18 protein-coding genes are annotated in these 20,477 nt (G+C 39.8%); 15 read left to right on the forward strand and 3 right to left on the reverse strand.

What is annotated here, in order from left to right:
- Window position 1: 1 nt before the first annotated feature.
- Window positions 2-589 (reverse strand): hypothetical protein, encoded by a 588-nt coding sequence (locus tag IPP61_06000; protein ID MBL0324718.1) that lies wholly within the window; start codon window positions 587-589, stop codon window positions 2-4.
- A gap of 174 nt (window positions 590-763) precedes the next feature.
- On the opposite strand from IPP61_06000, the gene IPP61_06005 reads away from it, so the two are divergent.
- From IPP61_06005 to IPP61_06030, 6 genes are all read left to right on the forward strand, one after another.
- Window positions 764-2,212: a phosphotransferase gene (locus IPP61_06005; GenBank protein ID MBL0324719.1), complete on the forward strand. Its 1,449-nt coding sequence runs from the start codon at window positions 764-766 to the stop codon at window positions 2,210-2,212.
- Window positions 2,213-2,339: 127 nt separating this feature from the next.
- A complete protein-coding gene (locus IPP61_06010) occupies window positions 2,340-3,068 on the forward strand; it encodes a nucleotidyltransferase family protein (GenBank protein MBL0324720.1) in 729 nt (242 codons plus the stop codon).
- Between the two features lie 181 nt (window positions 3,069-3,249).
- Complete coding sequence (gene moaA / locus IPP61_06015; protein ID MBL0324721.1) at window positions 3,250-4,230, forward strand: GTP 3',8-cyclase MoaA; 981 nt, start codon at window positions 3,250-3,252, stop codon at window positions 4,228-4,230.
- Between the two features lie 141 nt (window positions 4,231-4,371).
- The gene (locus IPP61_06020; protein MBL0324722.1) at window positions 4,372-6,831 is read left to right on the forward strand and encodes a carbohydrate binding family 9 domain-containing protein; all 2,460 of its coding nucleotides are present in this window, start codon (window positions 4,372-4,374) and stop codon (window positions 6,829-6,831) included.
- Window positions 6,832-6,910: 79 nt separating this feature from the next.
- Window positions 6,911-7,405 (forward strand): gluconate 2-dehydrogenase subunit 3 family protein, encoded by a 495-nt coding sequence (locus tag IPP61_06025; GenBank protein ID MBL0324723.1) that lies wholly within the window; start codon window positions 6,911-6,913, stop codon window positions 7,403-7,405.
- 17 nt (window positions 7,406-7,422) lie between these two features.
- Complete coding sequence (locus tag IPP61_06030) at window positions 7,423-9,126, forward strand: GMC family oxidoreductase (GenBank protein MBL0324724.1); 1,704 nt, start codon at window positions 7,423-7,425, stop codon at window positions 9,124-9,126.
- A 24-nt stretch (window positions 9,127-9,150) separates the two neighbouring features.
- Here the strand turns inward: IPP61_06030 and IPP61_06035 are convergent, their stop codons facing one another.
- Window positions 9,151-9,582 carry a hypothetical protein gene (locus IPP61_06035; protein ID MBL0324725.1) on the reverse strand — a complete coding sequence of 144 codons (432 nt, stop codon included), beginning with the start codon at window positions 9,580-9,582 and terminating at the stop codon, window positions 9,151-9,153.
- A gap of 203 nt (window positions 9,583-9,785) precedes the next feature.
- Between IPP61_06035 and IPP61_06040 the strand changes: the two genes are divergently transcribed.
- Window positions 9,786-10,331, forward strand: a complete 546-nt coding sequence (locus IPP61_06040) for a YqgE/AlgH family protein (protein ID MBL0324726.1) — start codon at window positions 9,786-9,788, stop codon at window positions 10,329-10,331.
- Here the strand turns inward: IPP61_06040 and kdsA are convergent, their stop codons facing one another.
- Window positions 10,332-11,147: a 3-deoxy-8-phosphooctulonate synthase gene (gene kdsA / locus IPP61_06045; protein ID MBL0324727.1), complete on the reverse strand. Its 816-nt coding sequence runs from the start codon at window positions 11,145-11,147 to the stop codon at window positions 10,332-10,334.
- Window positions 11,148-11,277: 130 nt separating this feature from the next.
- Between kdsA and IPP61_06050 the strand changes: the two genes are divergently transcribed.
- The 8 genes from IPP61_06050 to IPP61_06085 all read left to right on the forward strand — a co-directional run bounded on the left by IPP61_06050 (window position 11,278) and on the right by IPP61_06085 (window position 20,419).
- Window positions 11,278-11,514, forward strand: coding sequence for an acyl carrier protein (locus IPP61_06050; GenBank protein ID MBL0324728.1), 237 nt, complete (start codon window positions 11,278-11,280; stop codon window positions 11,512-11,514).
- An 89-nt stretch (window positions 11,515-11,603) separates the two neighbouring features.
- Window positions 11,604-12,857, forward strand: coding sequence for a beta-ketoacyl-ACP synthase II (fabF, locus tag IPP61_06055; protein MBL0324729.1), 1,254 nt, complete (start codon window positions 11,604-11,606; stop codon window positions 12,855-12,857).
- A gap of 9 nt (window positions 12,858-12,866) precedes the next feature.
- Window positions 12,867-13,604: a ribonuclease III gene (gene rnc, locus IPP61_06060; GenBank protein MBL0324730.1), complete on the forward strand. Its 738-nt coding sequence runs from the start codon at window positions 12,867-12,869 to the stop codon at window positions 13,602-13,604.
- A gap of 71 nt (window positions 13,605-13,675) precedes the next feature.
- Window positions 13,676-14,656 (forward strand): polysaccharide deacetylase family protein, encoded by a 981-nt coding sequence (locus tag IPP61_06065; GenBank protein ID MBL0324731.1) that lies wholly within the window; start codon window positions 13,676-13,678, stop codon window positions 14,654-14,656.
- Window positions 14,657-14,846: 190 nt separating this feature from the next.
- A complete protein-coding gene (locus tag IPP61_06070) occupies window positions 14,847-17,516 on the forward strand; it encodes a family 78 glycoside hydrolase catalytic domain (protein MBL0324732.1) in 2,670 nt (889 codons plus the stop codon).
- Between the two features lie 208 nt (window positions 17,517-17,724).
- The gene (locus IPP61_06075) at window positions 17,725-18,093 is read left to right on the forward strand and encodes a hypothetical protein (GenBank protein MBL0324733.1); all 369 of its coding nucleotides are present in this window, start codon (window positions 17,725-17,727) and stop codon (window positions 18,091-18,093) included.
- Between the two features lie 138 nt (window positions 18,094-18,231).
- Window positions 18,232-18,993, forward strand: coding sequence for a hypothetical protein (locus IPP61_06080; GenBank protein MBL0324734.1), 762 nt, complete (start codon window positions 18,232-18,234; stop codon window positions 18,991-18,993).
- 112 nt (window positions 18,994-19,105) lie between these two features.
- Window positions 19,106-20,419 (forward strand): hypothetical protein, encoded by a 1,314-nt coding sequence (locus IPP61_06085; protein ID MBL0324735.1) that lies wholly within the window; start codon window positions 19,106-19,108, stop codon window positions 20,417-20,419.
- Window positions 20,420-20,477: the final 58 nt, after the last annotated feature.

The following is a 20,477-nucleotide window of genomic DNA, read 5'->3' on the forward strand; positions in this document are numbered from 1 at the left end:
ATTATTTAAATTCCGGACTTAAAACTATAAATTTCTTTCCTCCAATCAGCGATATTTCAACCCAAAATTGTGCAGGAAGCACAGGCTCCTTTAGTGTGAGATATAAGTTGAAAAACGGTATATAATTATCATTGATATATCCGAGGTTATTAAAATATTGGATACTTTCTGAAAGAGAGGTTTTGAGTACATTGGTGCCGAATACTTGTTCCAATTTATCGCTAACAAAAAGCTCAGTAACATCAGATTTTTGAGGAAAATCTTCTGATAAGTTTTTCACTGTAAATATTTTAATACTTTCGATTTTTTCTTTTAAAATTTTCCTTGAAATACAATCACAGCGGGTCATGGCATTGGCAGCTGGATAAAGTGTAACCGCGTTGGGCGAAAAATATACTTTTGCGGTGCTATCTTCCATTTTCAAGCGGAAAGCAATCCCCTTTATTGAGGCTTTTTGCGGTACAATTTCTTCGATTTTTGCTCTATTGATTTCAATATTCCCAACGGGCTCTTCATCACATTTACAACAAGCAAAAAGCAGATTAAGGAATACAAAGAAAAGATTGATGTAGATAATTTTTCTGATCATTTGGATTAGCAATTTTTATAAAAATAAAACATAAAATTAGAATGAAATATTATATCAAATAAAAACTTATTTTAAGGTAAATTTTTTGTCTATCAGAATTCAATTTTCAATAAAACCCCCATTTTTCCATTCAAATCCTCCGACTTATTTATCTTTGCATCTTAATGTCTCAATATGAAACCCCTTTTAAAAGTCGTTCAGGATTTTTTTGATTCTGCCATCAATGAAACCATCACCAGTACCGAAATCATCCCTCTGAGTGGAGGTGACAGACGATATTTCCGTTTTTATACTTCCAAAAACTCTTACATCGGCTGTTACAACGAAAACATCAAAGAAAATGAGGTTTTCTTCTACTATACCAATCATTTCAGAGCCATTGACGTGCCTTTACCCGAAGTCCTGGCCATTGACACCGACCGGAAAATATATATTCTGGAAGACCTGGGCAAAGCGTCGCTACTCAATAATCTGGAAGCCAAAGGCTTATGTGATGAAGTTTTCGATTTGTACAAAAAAAGCCTGAAAGAGATTGCCAGAATGCAGATTCTGGGTGCCAAAGACCTGGATTTTGAACGTGCCCTCACCGCCAAGGAGTTTGGAAAGCAGGCCATTTTGAGCGACCTGCTGTATTTTAAATATTATTTTGTCGATACACTCAAAATCCCGTACGACAAACAGCAATTGCTCGATGATTTTGATGCTCTTGCCACCTATCTGACCCGCACCGAATACAAGATGTTTATGTTCCGCGACTTCCAGAGCCGCAACATAATCGTGAATGACGGGAAAGTAAGTTTTATCGACTATCAGGGAGGTATGAAAGGGGCATTGCAGTATGACGTTGCCTCCCTGCTCTGGCAAGCCAAGGCCGACCTGCCCGAAAACTGGAAAAATGAACTCCTGGAATATTACATTTCGGTAATCGATGACCTTTTGCCCACTCCTGTCCAAAAAGAGGTCTTTATAAGTCAATATAACGGCTATGTGGTCATCAGGATGCTGCAGGTACTTGGAGCTTATGGTTTCAGGGGTTTGTTTGAGCGAAAAGCACATTTCCTGACGAGCATTCCTCTGGCCTTGAGAAATTTGAAATGGTTTTTGAGTAACCGTAAAGTGGGCCTCATTGTTCCTACCTTGGACGACATCCTCTCACAAATTACTTCCGACGAAGTCATACACAGATTCGAACCAAAAAAAGCAGATGAAAACACCCCTTTGGTGGTGAAAATCAAGAGTTTTAGTTATAAGAAAAGTGGCATTCCCAAAGACGAAACCGGAAATGGTGGCGGTTTTGCATTTGATTGCAGAGGGATTTTGAATCCAGGAAGGTATGAACCCTACAAAACACTGACCGGCAGAGACAAAGAAGTGATAGATTTTCTGGAGCAACAGACCAAAATGCCTGATTTTATGAATAACATCTACAATATCGTGGACATTTCGGTGGAAGACTATATGGCACGCGGGTTTGACAGCCTCGCCATAAACTTTGGCTGCACCGGTGGCCAGCACCGCAGCGTATATGCCGCCGAGCAAACTGCCCGCCACCTCCGCAACAAATACAAAGTAAAAGTGGAGCTGGAGCATGTGGAGCAGGGGATTAAGGAGGTTAAGTATTGAATATGAAGTTGGTAAGTTAGTAGGTAAGAAAGTTGGTAAGAAATTTTTATTAATAACATTCTAAATGGTCGGAAAATACCACATTGTAAATACTTTAAGGTAAAAAAATCAGTTTATGGCAGAAAATATTGCAGGATTTATATTGGCAGCAGGTCTCGGAACGCGTCTGAAACCGTGGACCGACCACCAACCCAAAGCACTCGCGGTGGTCAATGGAAAATCTCTGCTACAACGCAACGTTGAATATCTTCAAAAGTTTGGCATTACGGATGTGGTGGTAAACGTACACCATTTTGCCGACCAAATCATTGAAGCCATAGAAACCCACAAAGGCTGGGGGAGCAATATCAGCATCAGTGACGAAACGGATATGGTATTGGAAACCGGTGGAGGACTTTTGAAAGCCAGAGACTTGCTGGCAGGAAGTGAGAATTTCGTACTCATGAATTGCGACATCCTGACAAACCTCGACCTGAACTTATTGATAAACCAGCACCAGAAAAATCATGCACTCGCTACTCTGGCAGTGGCAAAAAGAGAGACCAGCCGCTATCTGCTATTTAACCCAAACCATGAACTGGTAGGCTGGAAAAACATAAAAACCGAAGAAATAAAACTGCCCGCAAAAGAAAAGCTGGGCAATGCCTCGCCCACTCCCATGGCCTTCAGTGGCATACATGTGATTTCCAGCAGCATTTTTGACAAAATAAACTTTACAGGCAAATTCAGCATGATAGATCTCTATCTTGACCTCTGTGCCGAAAACAAAATCATGGCCTATGACCACAGCAACGATATGGTGCTGGATGTGGGGAAGCCGGAGGCTATTTTGAAGGCGGAAGAGATGTTTTTGTAGAAAAATTCTTAGACAACTTTAACAAGGATTTTTTGGATATAAAAAATTAAGGATTGACTAATAAATCTAATTACTAACTGGAAATATATTCCGTACTAATCCAAAATGTTAAGCTCCCTTTTCTATTTTTGGCAATCTTTTAAGTCAAATTACTGTTTCGATAAAATAATTAATATCTATTTTGCTCACCGACAACCACGGCCGCCCCATAAATTATCTCCGATTGGCAGTGACTGACCGGTGCAACCTGCGTTGTTTTTACTGTATGCCACACGATGGCATCGATTTTTTGCCCAAAAACCACCTGCTCAGCTATGAAGAGATGATCAGGCTGGTGAGCATTCTGGCCAAAATGGGCATTAGCAAGGTAAGGATCACGGGTGGGGAGCCTTTTGTAAGAAAAGATTTGATGGCATTCCTTTGGAAACTTTCTGAAATCCCGGGAATCGAAAAAATCAACCTCACCACCAACGGCGTATTGACCGCCCCACATGTGCCTGAACTTAAACGAATGGGCATTTCAGCCATCAATCTGAGCCTCGATTCCCTCGATCGCAAGCGATTTTTCGAAATGACCCGGCGTGACGAGCTACCCAATGTGTTGAAAACTTACGAGGCTATCCTGGAGCATAACATTCCGCTAAAAATCAACTCGGTAATGATGGCCGGCAAAAATGAAGAAGATATTTTCTCGTTGATTGAACTCTCCAGAAATCAAGCAGTTGATGTTAGGTTTATTGAAGAGATGCCGTTTAATGGTGAAGGAGCAAAGCCAGAATATTTTCTTTCTTTTCAAAAAATTCTTGAAATAATAAAAAGCCGTCACCCATATATAACCAAAATTCAAGACGAACCATTCTCTACCTCATATAACTATTCGATACCGGGCTATAAGGGTAATATCGGGATAATCGCCGCCTATAGCCGTACATTTTGTGGTACTTGTAACCGCATGCGTATCACGCCCATTGGCGATCTCAAAACCTGCCTATATGCCGATGCCGCACTTAATCTCAGGGATTTACTTCGCAATAATGCCGAGGATGAACTTATTTCCAACAAAATTTTGAACGCATTTCAACACCGTGCAAAGGATGGATTTGAAGCGGAAATCCATCGTACCACCACTGTACATGAAAGCATGACTACAATCGGCGGTTAAAATCTTTTCGAAAATTCTGCAACCTTCCCATTTTTATTTACATCTATCTCTAAAAATCAAGCGAAGCGACCGTTTAACATTTTTTAATTGGAAGAGAATTTTCGCTAGAATACTTTTGTATAGCTATTACTTTATAAATCATTGAAAAAATTATTAATTGCCCTCCTGATGGCTTCGTCTGCTTATGCACAGACCAGCCCTAAAAACATTCCTGGACGAAAAACTTCCCAGAAAGTTACGATCGACGGGAAAATTGACGAATTAGCCTGGAAAGATGCCGCCAGATTTGATGAAATGGTAGAGTTCAGACCAGTTATGGGCCGGAAAGAAGAATTTGGAAACCACACCGAAGCCTATTTAATGTACGACGATGAGGGCATTTATTTTGGGGGGATCTGCCATGAGAGAAACGTAGACAGCGTGTCACGAGAGCTCACCGGCCGGGATGGTTTCGGCACCAACGACTACATCGGGATTATTTTTGATACCTATAAAGACAAGCTTAACGGTTTTGAATATTTCGTAACTCCACTTGGCGAACAGTGGGATGCTAAAATGACTTCCGCCCAAAATTCCAATAACGGCGGGGAGGACTTTTCGTGGAATGCCGTGTGGAAAAGTAAAGTTATCCTTCATAACAAAGGCTGGACATTTGAGATTTTCCTGCCGTATTCGGCCATTAGATTTAGTAAAGACAAAATACAGGACTGGGGTATAAATATTACCCGTAGAAAAAGAAAAACTGAGCAACAATATACCTGGAACCCCATCGATATAAACGTAAATGGTTTCCTTACTCAGGAAGGCTTTTGGACGGGAATCACCGACATAAAACCGCCGCTACGTTTGCAATTATTTCCTTATTTTTCGGTGTATCAAAACCACTTCCCCAGCTCTGACCCAAAAATCAAAAGCTGGACAAACCAGTATTCAGGTGGACTTGATTTAAAGTTGGGTATAAGTCAGTCATTTACCCTTGATGCTACATTAATTCCGGATTTTGGACAAGTACAAAGCGATAATCGTGTGCTGAATCTTACCCCGTTCGAAGTTAAATTCAACGAATACCGTAATTTCTTTACCGAAGGTACCGAACTTTTTAACAAAGGTGACCTTTTTTATTCCCGTAGAATTGGTGGCTCACCAATATATGCAGGTAAAGTTTATGATGAGTTGAAAAATAATGAAGAGGTCATAAATAATCCTTCTGAATCAAAACTGATTAATGCTTCAAAGATATCGGGACGTACCCAAGGGGGGCTGGGAATTGGGATTCTAAATGCAATAACACATGCCCAGCACGCCGAAATAAGAAATACTGAAACAGGAGAAATCAGACAGGTAGAAACCGACCCTGCTACCAATTACAGTATTGTGGTTTTGGATCAAAACCTTAAAAACAACTCCAGTGTTACGTTTTTTAATTCAAATGTGACCCGTGCCGGTTCGGCCTATGATGCTAATCTGAGCGTGGCCATGTTTAGTATATTTGACAAAAAGAACACCTATTTTATTACCGGAAAATCAGGAGTAAGCAAGCTCAAATATATTGACGAGAACAAACTTGGTTACGGACACTCATTTGGTATAGGAAAATCGAGCGGAAGGTTTTTGTTTCAATACAATCAGGAGCTCACTGATACTAAGTTTTCAAATAATGACCTTGGATATTTTACCAATAATAACTTTATTGATCATGGGGTATATGTGGGTTATCGCTATACTAAACCCAAGAAATTTTACAACCGGCTGCATTATAACATGAATCTGTCTTTGAGCACTTTATTTTCGCCAATCGGAGCCATCGAAAGCACCTATCAAAACTCCAGGATTCAGACCAGCATAGTGACTCAAACCAAAAAGCTTTTCTGGCTGGGGCTTGTGAATGACTTTATGCCAAAACAACATGACTTTTATGAGCCAAGAATTGAAGGAAAATATTTTGAAAGAGGCAGTAGTGCACTTGTTGGAATCTTTACAGAAGGTAATTCGGCCAAAAAATATTATTTATCATCTGAGATTTTCCTGAGAAAATATTTCAATTTTTATAACCAGACTGCCTTAGATGCAAGTGTAAACCAGACTTATCGTTTTAACCCAAAATTCTCTGTAAGTCACAACTTGTCTTATCAACCAAGATTCAACGGTGTTGGTTTTGCAACCAATCTTGACGGACAATCGCTTTTTGCTCTCAGAGATGTGAAAACATTTGAAAATATTCTGTTCCTGAAATACAATTTTACCAACAAAATGGGAATGACTTTCAGAACACGTCACTACAACAGCCGTGTTAATAACCGACAGTTTTATAATTTAAAATCGGATGGCGAACTCGCCCTACACCATAGTTTGAGTGAAAATTACAATCGAAACGTAAACTTCTTCAATATTGACATGGTGTACACCTGGCAATTCGCACCGGGTAGTTTCCTAAATTTTGTATGGAAAGATGCCGCTTTTGCTCAGGACTCTATTTCTGACCTTACTTATGGCAAAAACCTAAGAAACACACTTAACGGCGACCAGAACAACAACATATCACTCAAGGTTATCTACTTTCTGGATTACCTCACCATGAAAAACTGGATCAGAAAAGGTTGAAAAAGAAATAATTTTAAGATGAATTAGGAGTTTTTTTCGAAAAATTCCTAATTTCATTTTTTATTCAACCTAAAAAAATATGAAAAGAAGGAATGCCCTGAAAAACTTTGGGATTTCAATCCTTACATTCTCTCAATTACCATCCTGGGCCTCTTCGTGGCGTTCAGATCATCTGGAAATAAAGAACTTTTTTCTCTCAAAGGAGAATTCAAATTCCCTTGTTTTACTGGTTGATACCATAATTCCCGGAGGTGAAATACCCGGAGCAAAGGATTTGGAAATCGACAAGTTTATAGAAAAAATGTTGGCCGATTGTTATTCTTCAGAAGTCAGAAAAAGTGTGGAGGAATTTCTTAATGAGGTCAGCAAACAAGATTTTGACAAAAAAACCACATCAGAAAAAATTGGATTAATTGAAACCTGGCAAAAATCGCCCGAAAAATCCTTTCGGGATTCCATGATACTAATCAAAAGCCTGTGCATCCAGGGTTACAGCACTTCTGAGCAGGTAATGACCCAATTTCTCAATTATGAAATGGCACCTGGCCATTTTTACGGATGTGTAACTATTTGATTTAACCCGATTCCAAGATGAATTTCAATATAAAAAGCAATAAAAAGAACACTTTTGACGCCATAGTGATAGGCTCGGGGATCAGTGGAGGTTGGGCGGCAAAAGAACTTTGTGAAAAAGGCCTGAAAACCCTGGTGCTGGAAAGAGGACGCGATGTAAAACACGTTGCAGATTACCCTACTGCCATGATGCACCCATGGGATTTTGAACACAGAGGACAAGTCCCTCTCGAAACCAGAAAACAATATGGCGACATCAGGTCATTTATGAGGGAGGAAACCCTCCACTGGGCCATTAAGCCCGATGAGCAACCATTTATTCAGGAACATCCCTACACCTGGACACGTGGATACCATGTAGGAGGAAAATCTCTGCTATGGGCGAGACAAACTCAAAGATGGTCCGATTTTGACTTTGAGGGTCCGGCTCGTGACGGATTTGCTGTTGACTGGCCCATCAGGTATAAAGACCTCGCTCCCTGGTATAGTTATGTGGAAAAATTTACAGGTATTTCAGGAAATCGAGACGGCCTGCCGCACCTGCCAGATGGAGAGTTTCTTCCGGCTTTTGAGCTGAGTTGTATTGAATCTCATCTGCAATCGGCAGTAGCCAAAAATTATAAAGACCGTCAGGTAATTCAATCAAGATGTGCTCATATCACCGATCCCAAACCAATCCACAATGAACAAGGCAGAACCAAGTGTCAAAACCGAAATCTTTGTGTAAGAGGATGCCCTTATGGAGCGTATTTCAGCAGTAATTCCTCTACCCTGCCCTGGGCTGAAAAATCAGGCAACCTTACGCTCAGGCCATTCTCAGTTGCTCATTCTATTATTTTTGATGATAAAAAAGAAAAAGCCACCGGGGTGAGAATTATCGATGCCAATACAGGTGAAATGATAGACTATTTTGCAAAAATTATCTTTGTAAATGCCTCTACTATCAACTCCAATGCCATTTTGCTAAACTCTGTTTCTAATCGTTTTCCAAACGGCCTTGGAAATGATTCAGGATTGCTTGGAAAATACCTGTCAAGCCACAATTATCGCGGTAAAGCCAATGCATCATTTGATGCTTTAAAAGACAAAAAAACTGACGGAAAAAACCCGGGTTCTGCCTATATGCCTCGGTTCAGAAACGTACAGAAACAAGAAACCGACTTTTTAAGGGGTTATTCTATAGGAATCGGGGGTGGAAGGTCGGCCAACGCTGATCACAGTTTATTGGGCGAAGGTTTAAAAGCTTCTATTCTATTTCCAAAATTGGGTGATTGGCAAATCAGTGCCTGGATGCAGGGAGAATCGGTACCGGTTGAAAAAAATCACATAAGACTTTCAACTGACCAAAAAGACAAATATGGCATTCCAAAAATAATTCTCTCGGCCCGTTGGAATGAAAATGACGATAAAATGACGGAGGATTTCAAACAGCAAATCACCGAAATGTTTACACTTGCGGGTTTCAAAAATATCTCAGCAGTGGATACCGGAGCTAATCCCGGCTCAGATATCCACGAAATGGGTGGTGTAAGGATGGGCAAAGACCCTAAAAATTCTCTGCTTAACGAATGGAATCAATTACACGATTGCAAGAATGTCTTTGTGACCGATGGAGCCTGCATGACCTCAACCAGCACTCAGAACCCTTCGCTCACTTACATGGCACTTACTGCCCGTGCAGCAAACCATGCAGTTGAGCTTTTGAAAAGAAAAGAACTTTAATACTTTTTGATAGCGGGTTCAATCTCAGGAAATTGTCATTGTTGTGCCACTAATGTTTACTGTAAAGCCTGTGGTACTGGCGTTTCCGTCACCTTTTCCTGAAGTCTTGAAATACCAGTTGTGGTCAGTACATCTGAACTCACCGGTCGATTTTTCATAAATCATTTTGTCCTTTTTCTCGTGTGGACATATGCGGGCAATGGCAGCATAGTCTGATGAGGTGCTACCTGATGATATCCGGGCAATTATAACATTATTGATTTTTACATATCCGCCAACAGTCCCAAGGGCGGAATATGCCGATTCAGAAAGATTGATTGAAAAGCTACCTGATGTACTGGGTACTACTGTTGAGTCCTCTGTGGAGCAGGCTGTAAGTACAGCTATCAGAGCTGTGCCACTAAATCCCAGTTTCATCAAAAACTCCTTTCTGCTAATTGCATCTTCTCTTTTCATTTTCATTGTAAATTTTAATGAGGTAGCGTTTTTCAGATAGAAATAGTATTTGGTTTAAAATTACAAACGAGAAAAATAAACCTGTTCGTTGCCCGGGCTCTGTAATTATCAGATTTTTTTTTCTGAATTATTTCTGAAAAAAATAAATATTTCAATAGTACATTCACAAAAAATCATTTATTTGAGCCTAAAAATTACACAAGATGAAAGACCTGACCGGAAAAATACTTATTGCAGAGCCATTTTTGGGTGACCCAAACTTTGAGCGTGCAGTAGTGCTGATATGTGAACACAATGATGCAGGGTCTTTTGGCTTGGTTTTGAATCAACCCATTAAGCAAAAACTTGCGGATGTCATTGATGAAATCTATGCCGATTTTCCACTGGGGATTGGTGGGCCGGTCGAACAAAATACCCTCCATTTTGTACATTCTTCAGGTTCACTGATTGATGAGGCCATTAATATTTCTGACAATTTATACTGGTCGGGAGATTTTGATACTGCCAAAAGCCTGCTCAATACAGGAATTTTAAAGCCTGATTCCATTAAATTCTTTTTGGGTTATTCCGGCTGGGGACCAGGTCAACTTGAGTCAGAAATCGATGAAAAAGCCTGGATGGTGACAGAAATTTCTTCTGAAAAAATATTTGAAAACAAGTCGGTTACTTTCTGGAGAGAAGTGCTTAGGGATATGGGAGGCAATTTTAAAGTTATGGCAAATTACCCCATTGATCCGAGACTAAATTGATTAAATCACTGCTTGTCTGATTCTAACCAAATCAGTCAATAATTTTTCCAGATTATCAAGATGTAACATATTGGCACCGTCAGACTTAGCATTTTGTGGCTCCGGATGGGTTTCAATAAACAGGCCGTCGGCACCCACAGCAATAGCTGCTTTGGCTATGGTACTTATCATTCTGGGATCTCCTCCTGTCACACCTGAGGTCTGATTAGGTTTTTGCAAAGAATGGGTGCAGTCCATTACGACAGGGGCTCCAAAAGCCTTCATTTCAACCAGATTGCGATAATCAACCACTAAATCAGAATAACCAAAGCTATTTCCTCTGTCAGTCAAAACTCCCTGAGCATTAGGGTTGACGGCTTTTATTTTTTCAATCGCAAACTTCATGGATGCTCCAGAAAGAAACTGTCCTTTTTTGATATTTATTACTCTCCCCGTCCTAGCTGCGGCTTCAAGTAAGTCGGTCTGGCGACAAAGAAATGCAGGAATTTGCAAAATATCAACAAAATCGGCAGCCAAAGCAGCTTCGTGAGTTTCATGAATATCTGTAACAGTTGGAATCTGAAAAGTCTCTCCTACTTCTGCTAAAATCTTTAATGCTATTTCGTCTCCAATACCCGTAAAGCTATCGGCTTTGGTTCTGTTTGCTTTTCTAAAACTCCCTTTAAATATGTACGGTATCTCCAATTTTTCGCATATTACCTTTACTTTTTCAGCAATTCTCATAGCCATATCTCTGCTTTCTATTGCACATGGACCGGCCATTAGGAAAAAATTATTGCTGTCATTTTGTGCCAAATTCTTTATTTCTAATTTCATAAAGATTCTTTTTTTGATTTTTTTTACAAATATCCAAACAATATATCATTCAAAAAAACTTAAATCATTTTGTTGGTTTCATTTAAAATATCTTTCTTTGCACTGTTTTTCACCAAAATACATTTTTAAAATGTCTGAAATAGCATCAAAAGTAAAGAAAATCATCGTAGAGAAACTTGGAGTTGACGAATCTGAAGTTACTACCGAAGCCTCATTCACAAACGACCTTGGAGCCGATTCACTTGATACAGTAGAACTAATCATGGAATTCGAAAAAGAATTCAATGTTTCTATTCCTGATGATCAAGCTGAGAATATTCAAACTGTAGGTCAGGCGATTACTTATTTAGAAGAAAACTCAAAGTAATTTTTTCTAATTAATCTAAGTTCAATATTCATTTGTAAAATGTTAACTTGCATTTTCAATCGGATATTGAACTTTTAATTTTATACAAAATGTCAATTAAAAGAGTTGTTGTCACCGGTTTAGGGGCTTTAACCCCAATCGGTAATACTGTAGAGGAATTTTGGAATGGTTTATCAAATGGTGTAAGCGGAGCTGCTCCCATCACAAGATTCGACGCCAGCCAATTTAAAACCCAGTTTGCATGCGAAGTAAAAAACTTTGAAGTAACTGAGTTTATTCCCAGACAAGATGCACGCAAAATGGACCTTTTCGCCCAGTTCGGGGTGGTTATTGCCGATCAGGCCGTCGCCGATGCAGGAATTTCTGAAGACAACTTCGACAAAAATAAAGTTGGTGTAATCTGGGGCTCAGGAATCGGAGGATTAAGAACCTTCGAGGAAGAAGTAACCGGTTTTGCCACAGGCAATGGAATTCCGAGGTTCAACCCATTTTTTATTCCCAAAATGATCGCCGACGGCGTTTCAGGTCAAATATCTATCCGTCATGGATTTCGTGGGCCAAATTACGTAACCGTATCAGCATGCTCCTCGGCAAACAACGCCATCATTGATGCTTTCAACTACATTCGTTTAGGCAGAATGATAGCATGTGTTACTGGTGGATCCGAAGCTACCGTAGCAGCTGCCGGAATCGGTGGTTTCAATGCCCTGAAAGCCCTTTCTGAAAGAAACGACGACCCACAATCTGCTTCCAGACCGTATGACAAAGACCGGGATGGTTTTGTATTGGGAGAAGGAGGCGGTGCAATTGTACTTGAGGAATATGAGCATGCGAAAGCACGTGGTGCAAAAATCTATTGTGAACTTATAGGTGGTGGTTTTTCATCAGATGCATACCATATTACCGCTCCACATCCTGAAGGTTACGGAGCCTATCTTTCGATGAAAGATGCTCTTGAAGATGCCAATATTAGCCCTGAAGAAGTAGATTATATCAATACTCACGGCACATCAACTCCTCTGGGTGACCCACAGGAAATTAAAGCCATAGAGCAATTGTTTGGTGAGCATACTTATAAACTTTCGATCAGCTCCACCAAATCAATGACCGGTCATTTACTCGGAGGTGCAGGGGCAGTAGAATCAGTTGCTTCGGTTCTTTCCATTGTTCATCAAACGGTACCTCCAACCATCAATTTGGTTAATATTGATGAAAGCATTGATCCCCGTATAGACCTGACACCAAACAAAGCCAAACAACGAAAAATTGACGTTGCACTCAGCAATTGTTTCGGATTCGGCGGACATAACGCTACGCTCATATTCCGTAAAATTTCTGATTAAAACATCTTTATTTTGAAGGAAATAGGTAAGTCATTAATAGGTTTTATAAGAAAGGACCCCAAACAAAGGGAGTTTCGTAAATCTATTGAACAAATCATAGGATCAAAACCCACCAATGACTTGCTCTACCAGCTGGCTTTTCGGCATACTTCGGCATCAAAACAAACTTCGTTTAATGGCTTCAAAGAATCCAACGAGCGTCTTGAATTTTTGGGAGATGCTGTTTTGGGTATGGTCATTGCCGAATATCTATTCAAAAAATATCCTTTCAAAGACGAAGGCTTTTTAACCGAAATCCGTTCCCGAATTGTAAACCGCGAGTCATTGAATATTGTGGCTCGCCGCATTGGCCTCGACAACCTTGTCGAATTTGACGGTCAGCGTAATTTCCATCGCACCTCCATGTTTGGCGATGCTATGGAAGCACTCATAGGAGCCATTTATTTGGACAAAGGTTTTGCATTTGCCCGGAAATTTATCGTTTCCAAACTTTTATCCAATCATTATGACCTCAACGAAGTAATTTCCAATAACACTAACTACAAATCAACAATATTGAGCTGGGCTCAAGCCGACGGCCGCAAAGTGGAATTTTTAATTGTTGAAGAAAAAGGTAAAAATCACAGTAAAGAATTCATCGCTCAGGTATTGGTTGATTCTGAAGTAATATCATCGGGAAGTGGCTGGAACAAGAAAAAGGCCGAGCAAGACGCATCCAGACGTGCATGTGAAGCTTTGAAAATCTGATGCTACACTTTTTTGTCTAAAAAAATGAATTAGATTTGTTGGTATAAAATATCAACCTTTTGAAAACTCCAATCCTTACCCTCGTCGGTATATTACTCATATTCAGCCTTAAAGCTCAAACTTATGCCGAGAAACTCGGTTATCCCAAAGATGCCAAAGTCTTAATTTTGCATGTTGATGACGTGGGTATGTCTTACGATTCCAATATCGGTGCCATCAAATCCCTCGATGAAGGAGTTGCCAACTCCCTGAGCCTCATGATGCCCTGTCCCTGGATTCCGGGTTTCATGAAATACCTCAAAGCCCATCCCAAAACCGATGCCGGACTGCACCTCACACTTACATCGGAGTGGGAAAACTACCGATGGGGGCCATTGGCTGGTAAACCCACCGTTCCTGGTCTTGTAGATAAAGAAGGGGCTATCTGGCCGAGTGTTGAAGCTACCGCCATGCACGCTTCAGCCGATGAAGTTGAAAAAGAAATCAGAGCCCAGCTTGATCGTTCCCGCACAATGGGTTGGGAGCCGACTCACTTCGACACCCACATGGGCACCGTTTTCGCCCGGCAGGATTATCTGGAAAGATACCTGAAAGTTGGGATCGAAAACAAAATACCTGTGATGTTTCCAGGCGGCCATAATACCATGATCATGGAGACCACCAAAGCCACCGGTCTTACACTTGATATGACCACTGCCATTGGCAAAAAACTATGGGATGCCGGCCTACCGGTACTAGACGACCTTCACAATATCACTTACGGCTGGGGTTGCCCTGAAGACAAGGCAGATTGTACAGAAGAAGAGCTGAAAATGCATAAAGTTAGAAATTATATTTCATCAATAAATCAATTAAAACCGGGCATTTCTATGCTCATCATGCACTGTACCTGGCCTACAGAGGTGTTTAAGCACATTTCAAGCTCAGGAACCGTCCGGAAAGGTGATACGCTGGTCATGCTTGATCCCGAATTCAAAACTTATCTGAAAAACCAGAACATAATACTGACCACCTGGCGAGAACTAAAAGAAAGAAGAGACAAGATTAAATAGTTTTTGGGTGGCTCACGCTAAGGCGTGACCGGGCTATCCGTTGCAAGTCCGTCCACGCCACAGGCAGCCACACTACGGGCTTTTCACTTCTATCCCTGCCACTGGCGTTTGTCTTCCAAAAAAAATCATAGTGTTAGAGGAAAACACCTGAATTCTTTTATTAAATTTAGACTCTTTCAACCTCAATAAAATGAAAAAAATACTTGCTCTCGTATTGGCTTTTACCCTTAATGGTGCATTTGCTCAATTAAACCTAAGCCACCTCAAAACCAATAACCTCACCAATCCCATTGGAATAGAGCCTTCAGCTCCCCGATTCAACTGGGTGCTGGAAACCTCTCAAAAAAATACAGTTCAGACTTCTTATGAAATCGAAGTAAAGGAAGCGGGAAAATCCACCTGGAGGTCAGGTAAAATCAATGATGCCCAATCGGTTTTTGTAAAATACGCCGGCCCGGCTCTGAAATCAGATACCCGATATAGTTGGACAGTAAAAGTAACCGACAATCACGGGCAAAATGCCTCGGCATCTGCTACATTTCAATCCGGCATCAAAGCAAGCGAAATACAGGCCAAGTGGATTAATTCCGGTCTTAAAAAAGATACCGTGAATGGTATCGTACCGATGTTTAGAAAAACATTTTCAGCTAAAAAAACCATAGTTCAGGCCACTGTATATGTAACTTCCCGAGGTTTATATGAGCTTAATCTCAACGGTAAGCGTGTGGGCGATGCTCAACTCGCTCCCGGCTGGACGACCTACAATAAACACCTACAGGTCAATGCCTATGATGTCACTTCACAGATGCAGTCAGGTCAAAACGTCATAGGAGCCTATCTGGGTAGCGGCTGGTATCGCACCCGCCTGGCTTGGGAAAATCAAAAGAATGTTTATGGAAAAGAAACCGCACTTTTGGCCCAAATCAACATCAAATACAAAGATGGCAGCAGACAAACTATCATTTCAGATGGCTCATGGAAAGTAACCGAAAGTCAGATCATCTATTCCGAAATCTATGATGGCGAAACCATCGATGCTCGTAAGATGCAATCTGAGGCCTTCAGTATTAAATTTGATAATAAAAACTGGCAAAATGCTGTAGAAAAGGATTTCAAAACCGACTATCTAACTTTGGCCATAAACGAGCCTATCAAAAAACATCAGGAATTGAAGCCTATGAAACTGATTATCACTCCAAAAGGTGACAAAGTGCTGGATTTCGGACAGAATATGGTAGGCTGGATTTCTGCAAATATTACAGGTACGGCAGGCAGCAAAGTGACTTTCAGGCATTTCGAAATGCTGGATAAATATGGAAATCCTTATTTCGAAAATAATCGCTCAGCAAAAGCTCAGGCCAATTTTATTCTGAGTGGGAAATCTGACTTTTTTGAGCCTAAATTTACCTTTTTCGGCTTCAGATATGTCAAAATCGAAGGCATCGAAAATATTAACCTTAATGACTTTACCGGGCATGTATTGTATTCCGATATGAATCAAACCGGGACATTTGAATGTTCCAATCCTCTCGTAAATCAGCTTCAAAAAAACATACAATGGGGCCAAAGGGGTAATTTCCTTGATGTACCTACTGATTGTCCGCAAAGAGATGAGCGATTAGGCTGGACCGGTGACGCAGAAGTTTTTAGCCGTACTGCTGCTTACAACTATGGCGTAAATCAGTTTTTTGCAAAATGGCTCAAAGACCTGGCTTTCGACCAGGGAGACAACGGTGCCGTGCCACATGTGATACCCGATGTACTCAGGGGAGACCCCAAAAACCAGCCGCAACAAGCCGCCGGTTGGGGCGATGCAGGCATGATTATCCCCTACAATATGTATGTAGTATATGGTGATCGTAAAATTCTTGAAGAGCAATACCCTAGTATGCAAGCGAGTATTAATTACATCAGGAGTGTTGCGAAAAATGACCTTTGGAACACAGGTTTTCAGTTTGCCGACTGGCTGAGTTATCGTGTGGATGATTCAAAAGGTATGATTGGGCAAAAATCTGCTGTGACGGATAATTACCTCGTTGCTCAGGCATTTTTCGCCTACTGCACTGATATAATGCAAAAAACTGCCACTATTTTAGGCAAATCAGAAGACGCCAAAGAATATTCTCATCTTTTGGAAAGAGTAAAAAAACAATTCCAAAATGAATTTATGACCGCTTCAGGCCGGTTGATTTCCGAAACCCAAACCGCCTACGTACTGGCTCTGGCTTTCGATTTGATTCCAGAAAATCTTCGTGAGCAGGCCGTACAGAGATTGGTTGATAATATTAAATCTTATGATTTTCACCTGACCACCGGTTTTCTGGGAACACCGTTTTTGAATCCGGTTTTATCAAAATTTGGGCAGCATGAAACCGCATACAAGTTGCTTTTGCAAGATACTTACCCCAGTTGGCTGTATCCTATCAAGGCCCATGGAGCCACTACGATATGGGAACGGTGGGATAGTATGAAGCCCGACAGCACTTTTCAGGACCCGGGAATGACCTCCTTTAACCATTATGCTTATGGTGCGGTGGGTGATTGGATGTACCGGAATGTAGCAGGTATCGACACAAAAGATGCCACTGGCTCGGGCTACAAAGAAATCATAATCAAGCCAATTCCCGGCGGAGGATTAACCCAGGCCAAAGGCAATCTTTTGACCAGTTATGGCATAGTATCTTCAGAGTGGAAAATCGAAGGTAAAAAATTCTTTATGACTGTAGAAATACCTGTTAATTCCTCAGCCGAAATCACATTCCCGGCCAAAAATATTAAAGAAAACGGTCAGTCTGTGGTTTTAGAAAAGGGAAAAATGAAAGTGGGTTCAGGGAAATATGTTTTTGAGGGGGAGATGTGAGAAAATAGAAAAATTGAACTAAAATATCAAGGATAGTCAAATCATTTTGGCTATCCTTTATTTTTGCAAAAATTCAAAACATAGATATTAATTAGTCAGGTGTCGATTATATCATACCATCGGTAGATTACTGATAATCAACCCTAAACCATGGGCTTTAGAATTGTGTCAAAGAAACAAATCATTTAATAATTTAAACATTTACATTATGAAAAAGTTTGTTATCTCTACATTAGTTCTTTTAGGAATAAGTTTGTTATCTACTGATTTGATGGCTTCAACGTCTGAAAAAAAGACCCAAAATCCCTGGGAAGAGTTTAAGAGTGTGATTGAGGCCTACCACCATTCCAATGTTGATTTTTATTATACGAGTCAAGATGAACAAAAAGCGTTTCTCGAAGCAGCCGCTAAGATCAAACTACATCTCGAAGAAAAGCAAGACTCACATGCTGAAGCAAAACTCAGGAAAATAGATCAAACTGTTGCAATTTTTACATTTCTCTGGGAAAACCAAATGTCAGGTGATCAGGAAATAATCGAACCGGTGGAAGATATCGAAATTCCGGAATTTGAGTAATCGATTCCCTCATTAAAAATATTCAAGTTTAGGTATCGTTTTTTAAAATTACTGCTCTCATTTTGCCGGGAGCAGTAATTTGAGTTTTTATTTGACATAAAATATTTGAAATTGGTATCTTTGAAAAAAAAACATAATTTGAGAATCTTTAAACTCACCCTTTTCGCTATTCTTTTTGTTTCGTTTTCGTATCCTGTTTTCGCACAGCTCACCCATATCGACCATGTGACGGTGGTGAAGGAATTTATCGAAAAAATAAAAAACAACGACCGGCAGTCCATAGCTGCACAAGTTATTTACCCTTTCAGAAGAGATTATCCTGTAAAAAGGATCAAAAACGAGGCAGAGTTTGTGGCACGTTTTGATGAAGTTTTTGACCAAAACCTTAAAAACATCATCCTAAAATCAAGCCCAAGAAGAGATTGGTCTCAAGTGGGCTGGAGGGGTATTATGCTCAATCAAGGCGATTTGTGGATCGATGAAGCGGGAGATTTGATTAGTGTAAACTACGAAACATCAAAAACCAAATCACTCAAAAAGACCCTCATTGAAAGGGATAAGGGCTGGCTTTTTGAGCCGCTCCGCAATTACGAATTCCCGGTTTACCAGATAAAAACCAAAACACATATCATAAGAATCGATGAAATGAAAGGAGGCGTTTACCGCTATTCGAGCTGGAAAAACGGCCGCAAAATGAGCGAAAAACCCGATCTTTTGATAGAAAAAGGCGAAAAAATAATAGAAGGTACAGCCGGCTCCACCCGCTATGTTTTCAAAAATGATGGCCACGAATTTGAGATCAACTTTGAAGTAGAAGAAGAAGGCATCGATGCCATCCTGACCATCACCAAAGACGAAGAAACCCTCTCTGAGCAGAATGCGGTGTTTTTGAATTATTGAGTATTTTGCTTAAAGAAACTACAATCTTAGTAGTTCAATGTTTTAACTCCAAAAAACCATTTATTAAACTTTTTTATAAAGTCAAAAAGAAAACTAAAAATCTTAATTATAAATGAAAACAAAAATCATTGGCTTTTTATGCATGATTTCTGCCTCCTCAATTGCTCAGGAAAAACATCTTAGTTCCCAATTTAATCTGACATCCGATGTGGTTAAATACGAATCTGTAGAATATAAATACAATAGTGTTTCAAGGAAATTTGAACCCTCAAATTCTAATATTCTGGAGTTTAAAGAAGGGAAACTGACCAGGAAAATCCATAAAGAAAACAGTATGCTTAGTGCATTGTACAATTCGGATAAAACCTATCTTTACAATGCTAAAGGTCAGATATTGAAGATAGAAGAGGTAGGGAAAATCCCTGAAAACTATATTTACGATAAAAATGACCACCTAATCCAAATAAGAAAGGATTTAAAAAATGAAACCCCGATAATCCAGGATTTTGTATATGACACTCGTGGAAATTTGAAAAGCTGGACAAAAAGAAATGGAGAGTTTATTGATGACGAAAAAACAATTTTATCTTTTTCTACTCCCAACGATTATGTGTACGAAAGCCGAAAATTTAATTACAAAAGCAAGGAGTTACTGTTTACAGAAAAAGGAGAATACAAAGAGGGTTTAAATATCTCTTACCAGAAAATAATTACAAAAGATGGTAAAATCACCAACAGTCGATTATTCTATGACAATTACAAAAACCTTATTAAACAAACTTTTGAAGACGGCCACAGCTATGAAACGTCATTGGGTTATGATCAAAAGGGCAATGTAATAAAAGAACGAAGTCAAAGTGCTCAGGAGCTTTTTTCCCAATTTTCAAAAGTCACGTTTCAAAATGGAATAACTTCAGGAAGTACCGATTTCGCTCCGTATTTCTCAGTTGGTGTACAACTTCCTTTGTTGCAGCAGCCATTTAACAAAAACCCAAAAGACAGATATAAGGTTAGAAAAACCGGCTCAAAAACATTTGATGTACAAAACAGAAAGGGCGAAATTGTTTCTTTGAAACCTTCGGAAGGTTTGATTTTGGAGGAAAAAGACTTTATGTTTTTCGATGCAAAAAACAACGAAGTTTCTGTATTATTTAATTTGTATACAAACGAGTATGCTGAAAACCAATGGTACGATCTAATTGCTTACAACTCCCCAACAGGCAAATACATTGTGGTTAACAGTGATTGGCAGTTTTTTGTACTGGAAAAAGCCAAAAGTATTTCCACCGCAGGTTTAACACTTCAAAAAGGAATAGACGATAACACACTGGTAGTTGCAGAAAACAGAAAAGAGAAATATTTTGTGCCTTATCTCAATCAAATTAAACCCTTGGTGATATACCCATTAGAGTTAATTGCAAAATAGTTTTTTTGATAAAAAACTGGAGAACAAAAAGATTGTACAATTGCTTAATTATAAGCGG

The organism is Cytophagaceae bacterium, from assembly GCA_016722655.1.
Classification (GTDB): Bacteria; Bacteroidota; Bacteroidia; order Cytophagales; family Spirosomataceae; genus Leadbetterella.

Excerpts from the sequence above, each read along its gene's own strand:
- IPP61_06025 (MBL0324723.1), top strand. The coding sequence starts at position 6,911 with ATGAAAAGAAGGAATGCCCTGAAAAACTTTGGGATTTCAATCCTTACA.
- kdsA (MBL0324727.1), bottom strand. The coding sequence starts at position 11,147 with ATGAAATTAGAAATAAAGAATTTGGCACAAAATGACAGCAATAATTTT.
- IPP61_06000 (MBL0324718.1), bottom strand. The coding sequence starts at position 589 with ATGATCAGAAAAATTATCTACATCAATCTTTTCTTTGTATTCCTTAAT.
- fabF (MBL0324729.1), top strand. The coding sequence starts at position 11,604 with ATGTCAATTAAAAGAGTTGTTGTCACCGGTTTAGGGGCTTTAACCCCA.
- IPP61_06040 (MBL0324726.1), top strand. The coding sequence starts at position 9,786 with ATGAAAGACCTGACCGGAAAAATACTTATTGCAGAGCCATTTTTGGGT.
- IPP61_06070 (MBL0324732.1), top strand. The coding sequence starts at position 14,847 with ATGAAAAAAATACTTGCTCTCGTATTGGCTTTTACCCTTAATGGTGCA.
- IPP61_06075 (MBL0324733.1), top strand. The coding sequence starts at position 17,725 with ATGAAAAAGTTTGTTATCTCTACATTAGTTCTTTTAGGAATAAGTTTG.
- IPP61_06030 (MBL0324724.1), top strand. The coding sequence starts at position 7,423 with ATGAATTTCAATATAAAAAGCAATAAAAAGAACACTTTTGACGCCATA.
- IPP61_06085 (MBL0324735.1), top strand. The coding sequence starts at position 19,106 with ATGAAAACAAAAATCATTGGCTTTTTATGCATGATTTCTGCCTCCTCA.
- IPP61_06035 (MBL0324725.1), bottom strand. The coding sequence starts at position 9,582 with ATGAAAAGAGAAGATGCAATTAGCAGAAAGGAGTTTTTGATGAAACTG.
- IPP61_06050 (MBL0324728.1), top strand. The coding sequence starts at position 11,278 with ATGTCTGAAATAGCATCAAAAGTAAAGAAAATCATCGTAGAGAAACTT.
- IPP61_06005 (MBL0324719.1), top strand. The coding sequence starts at position 764 with ATGAAACCCCTTTTAAAAGTCGTTCAGGATTTTTTTGATTCTGCCATC.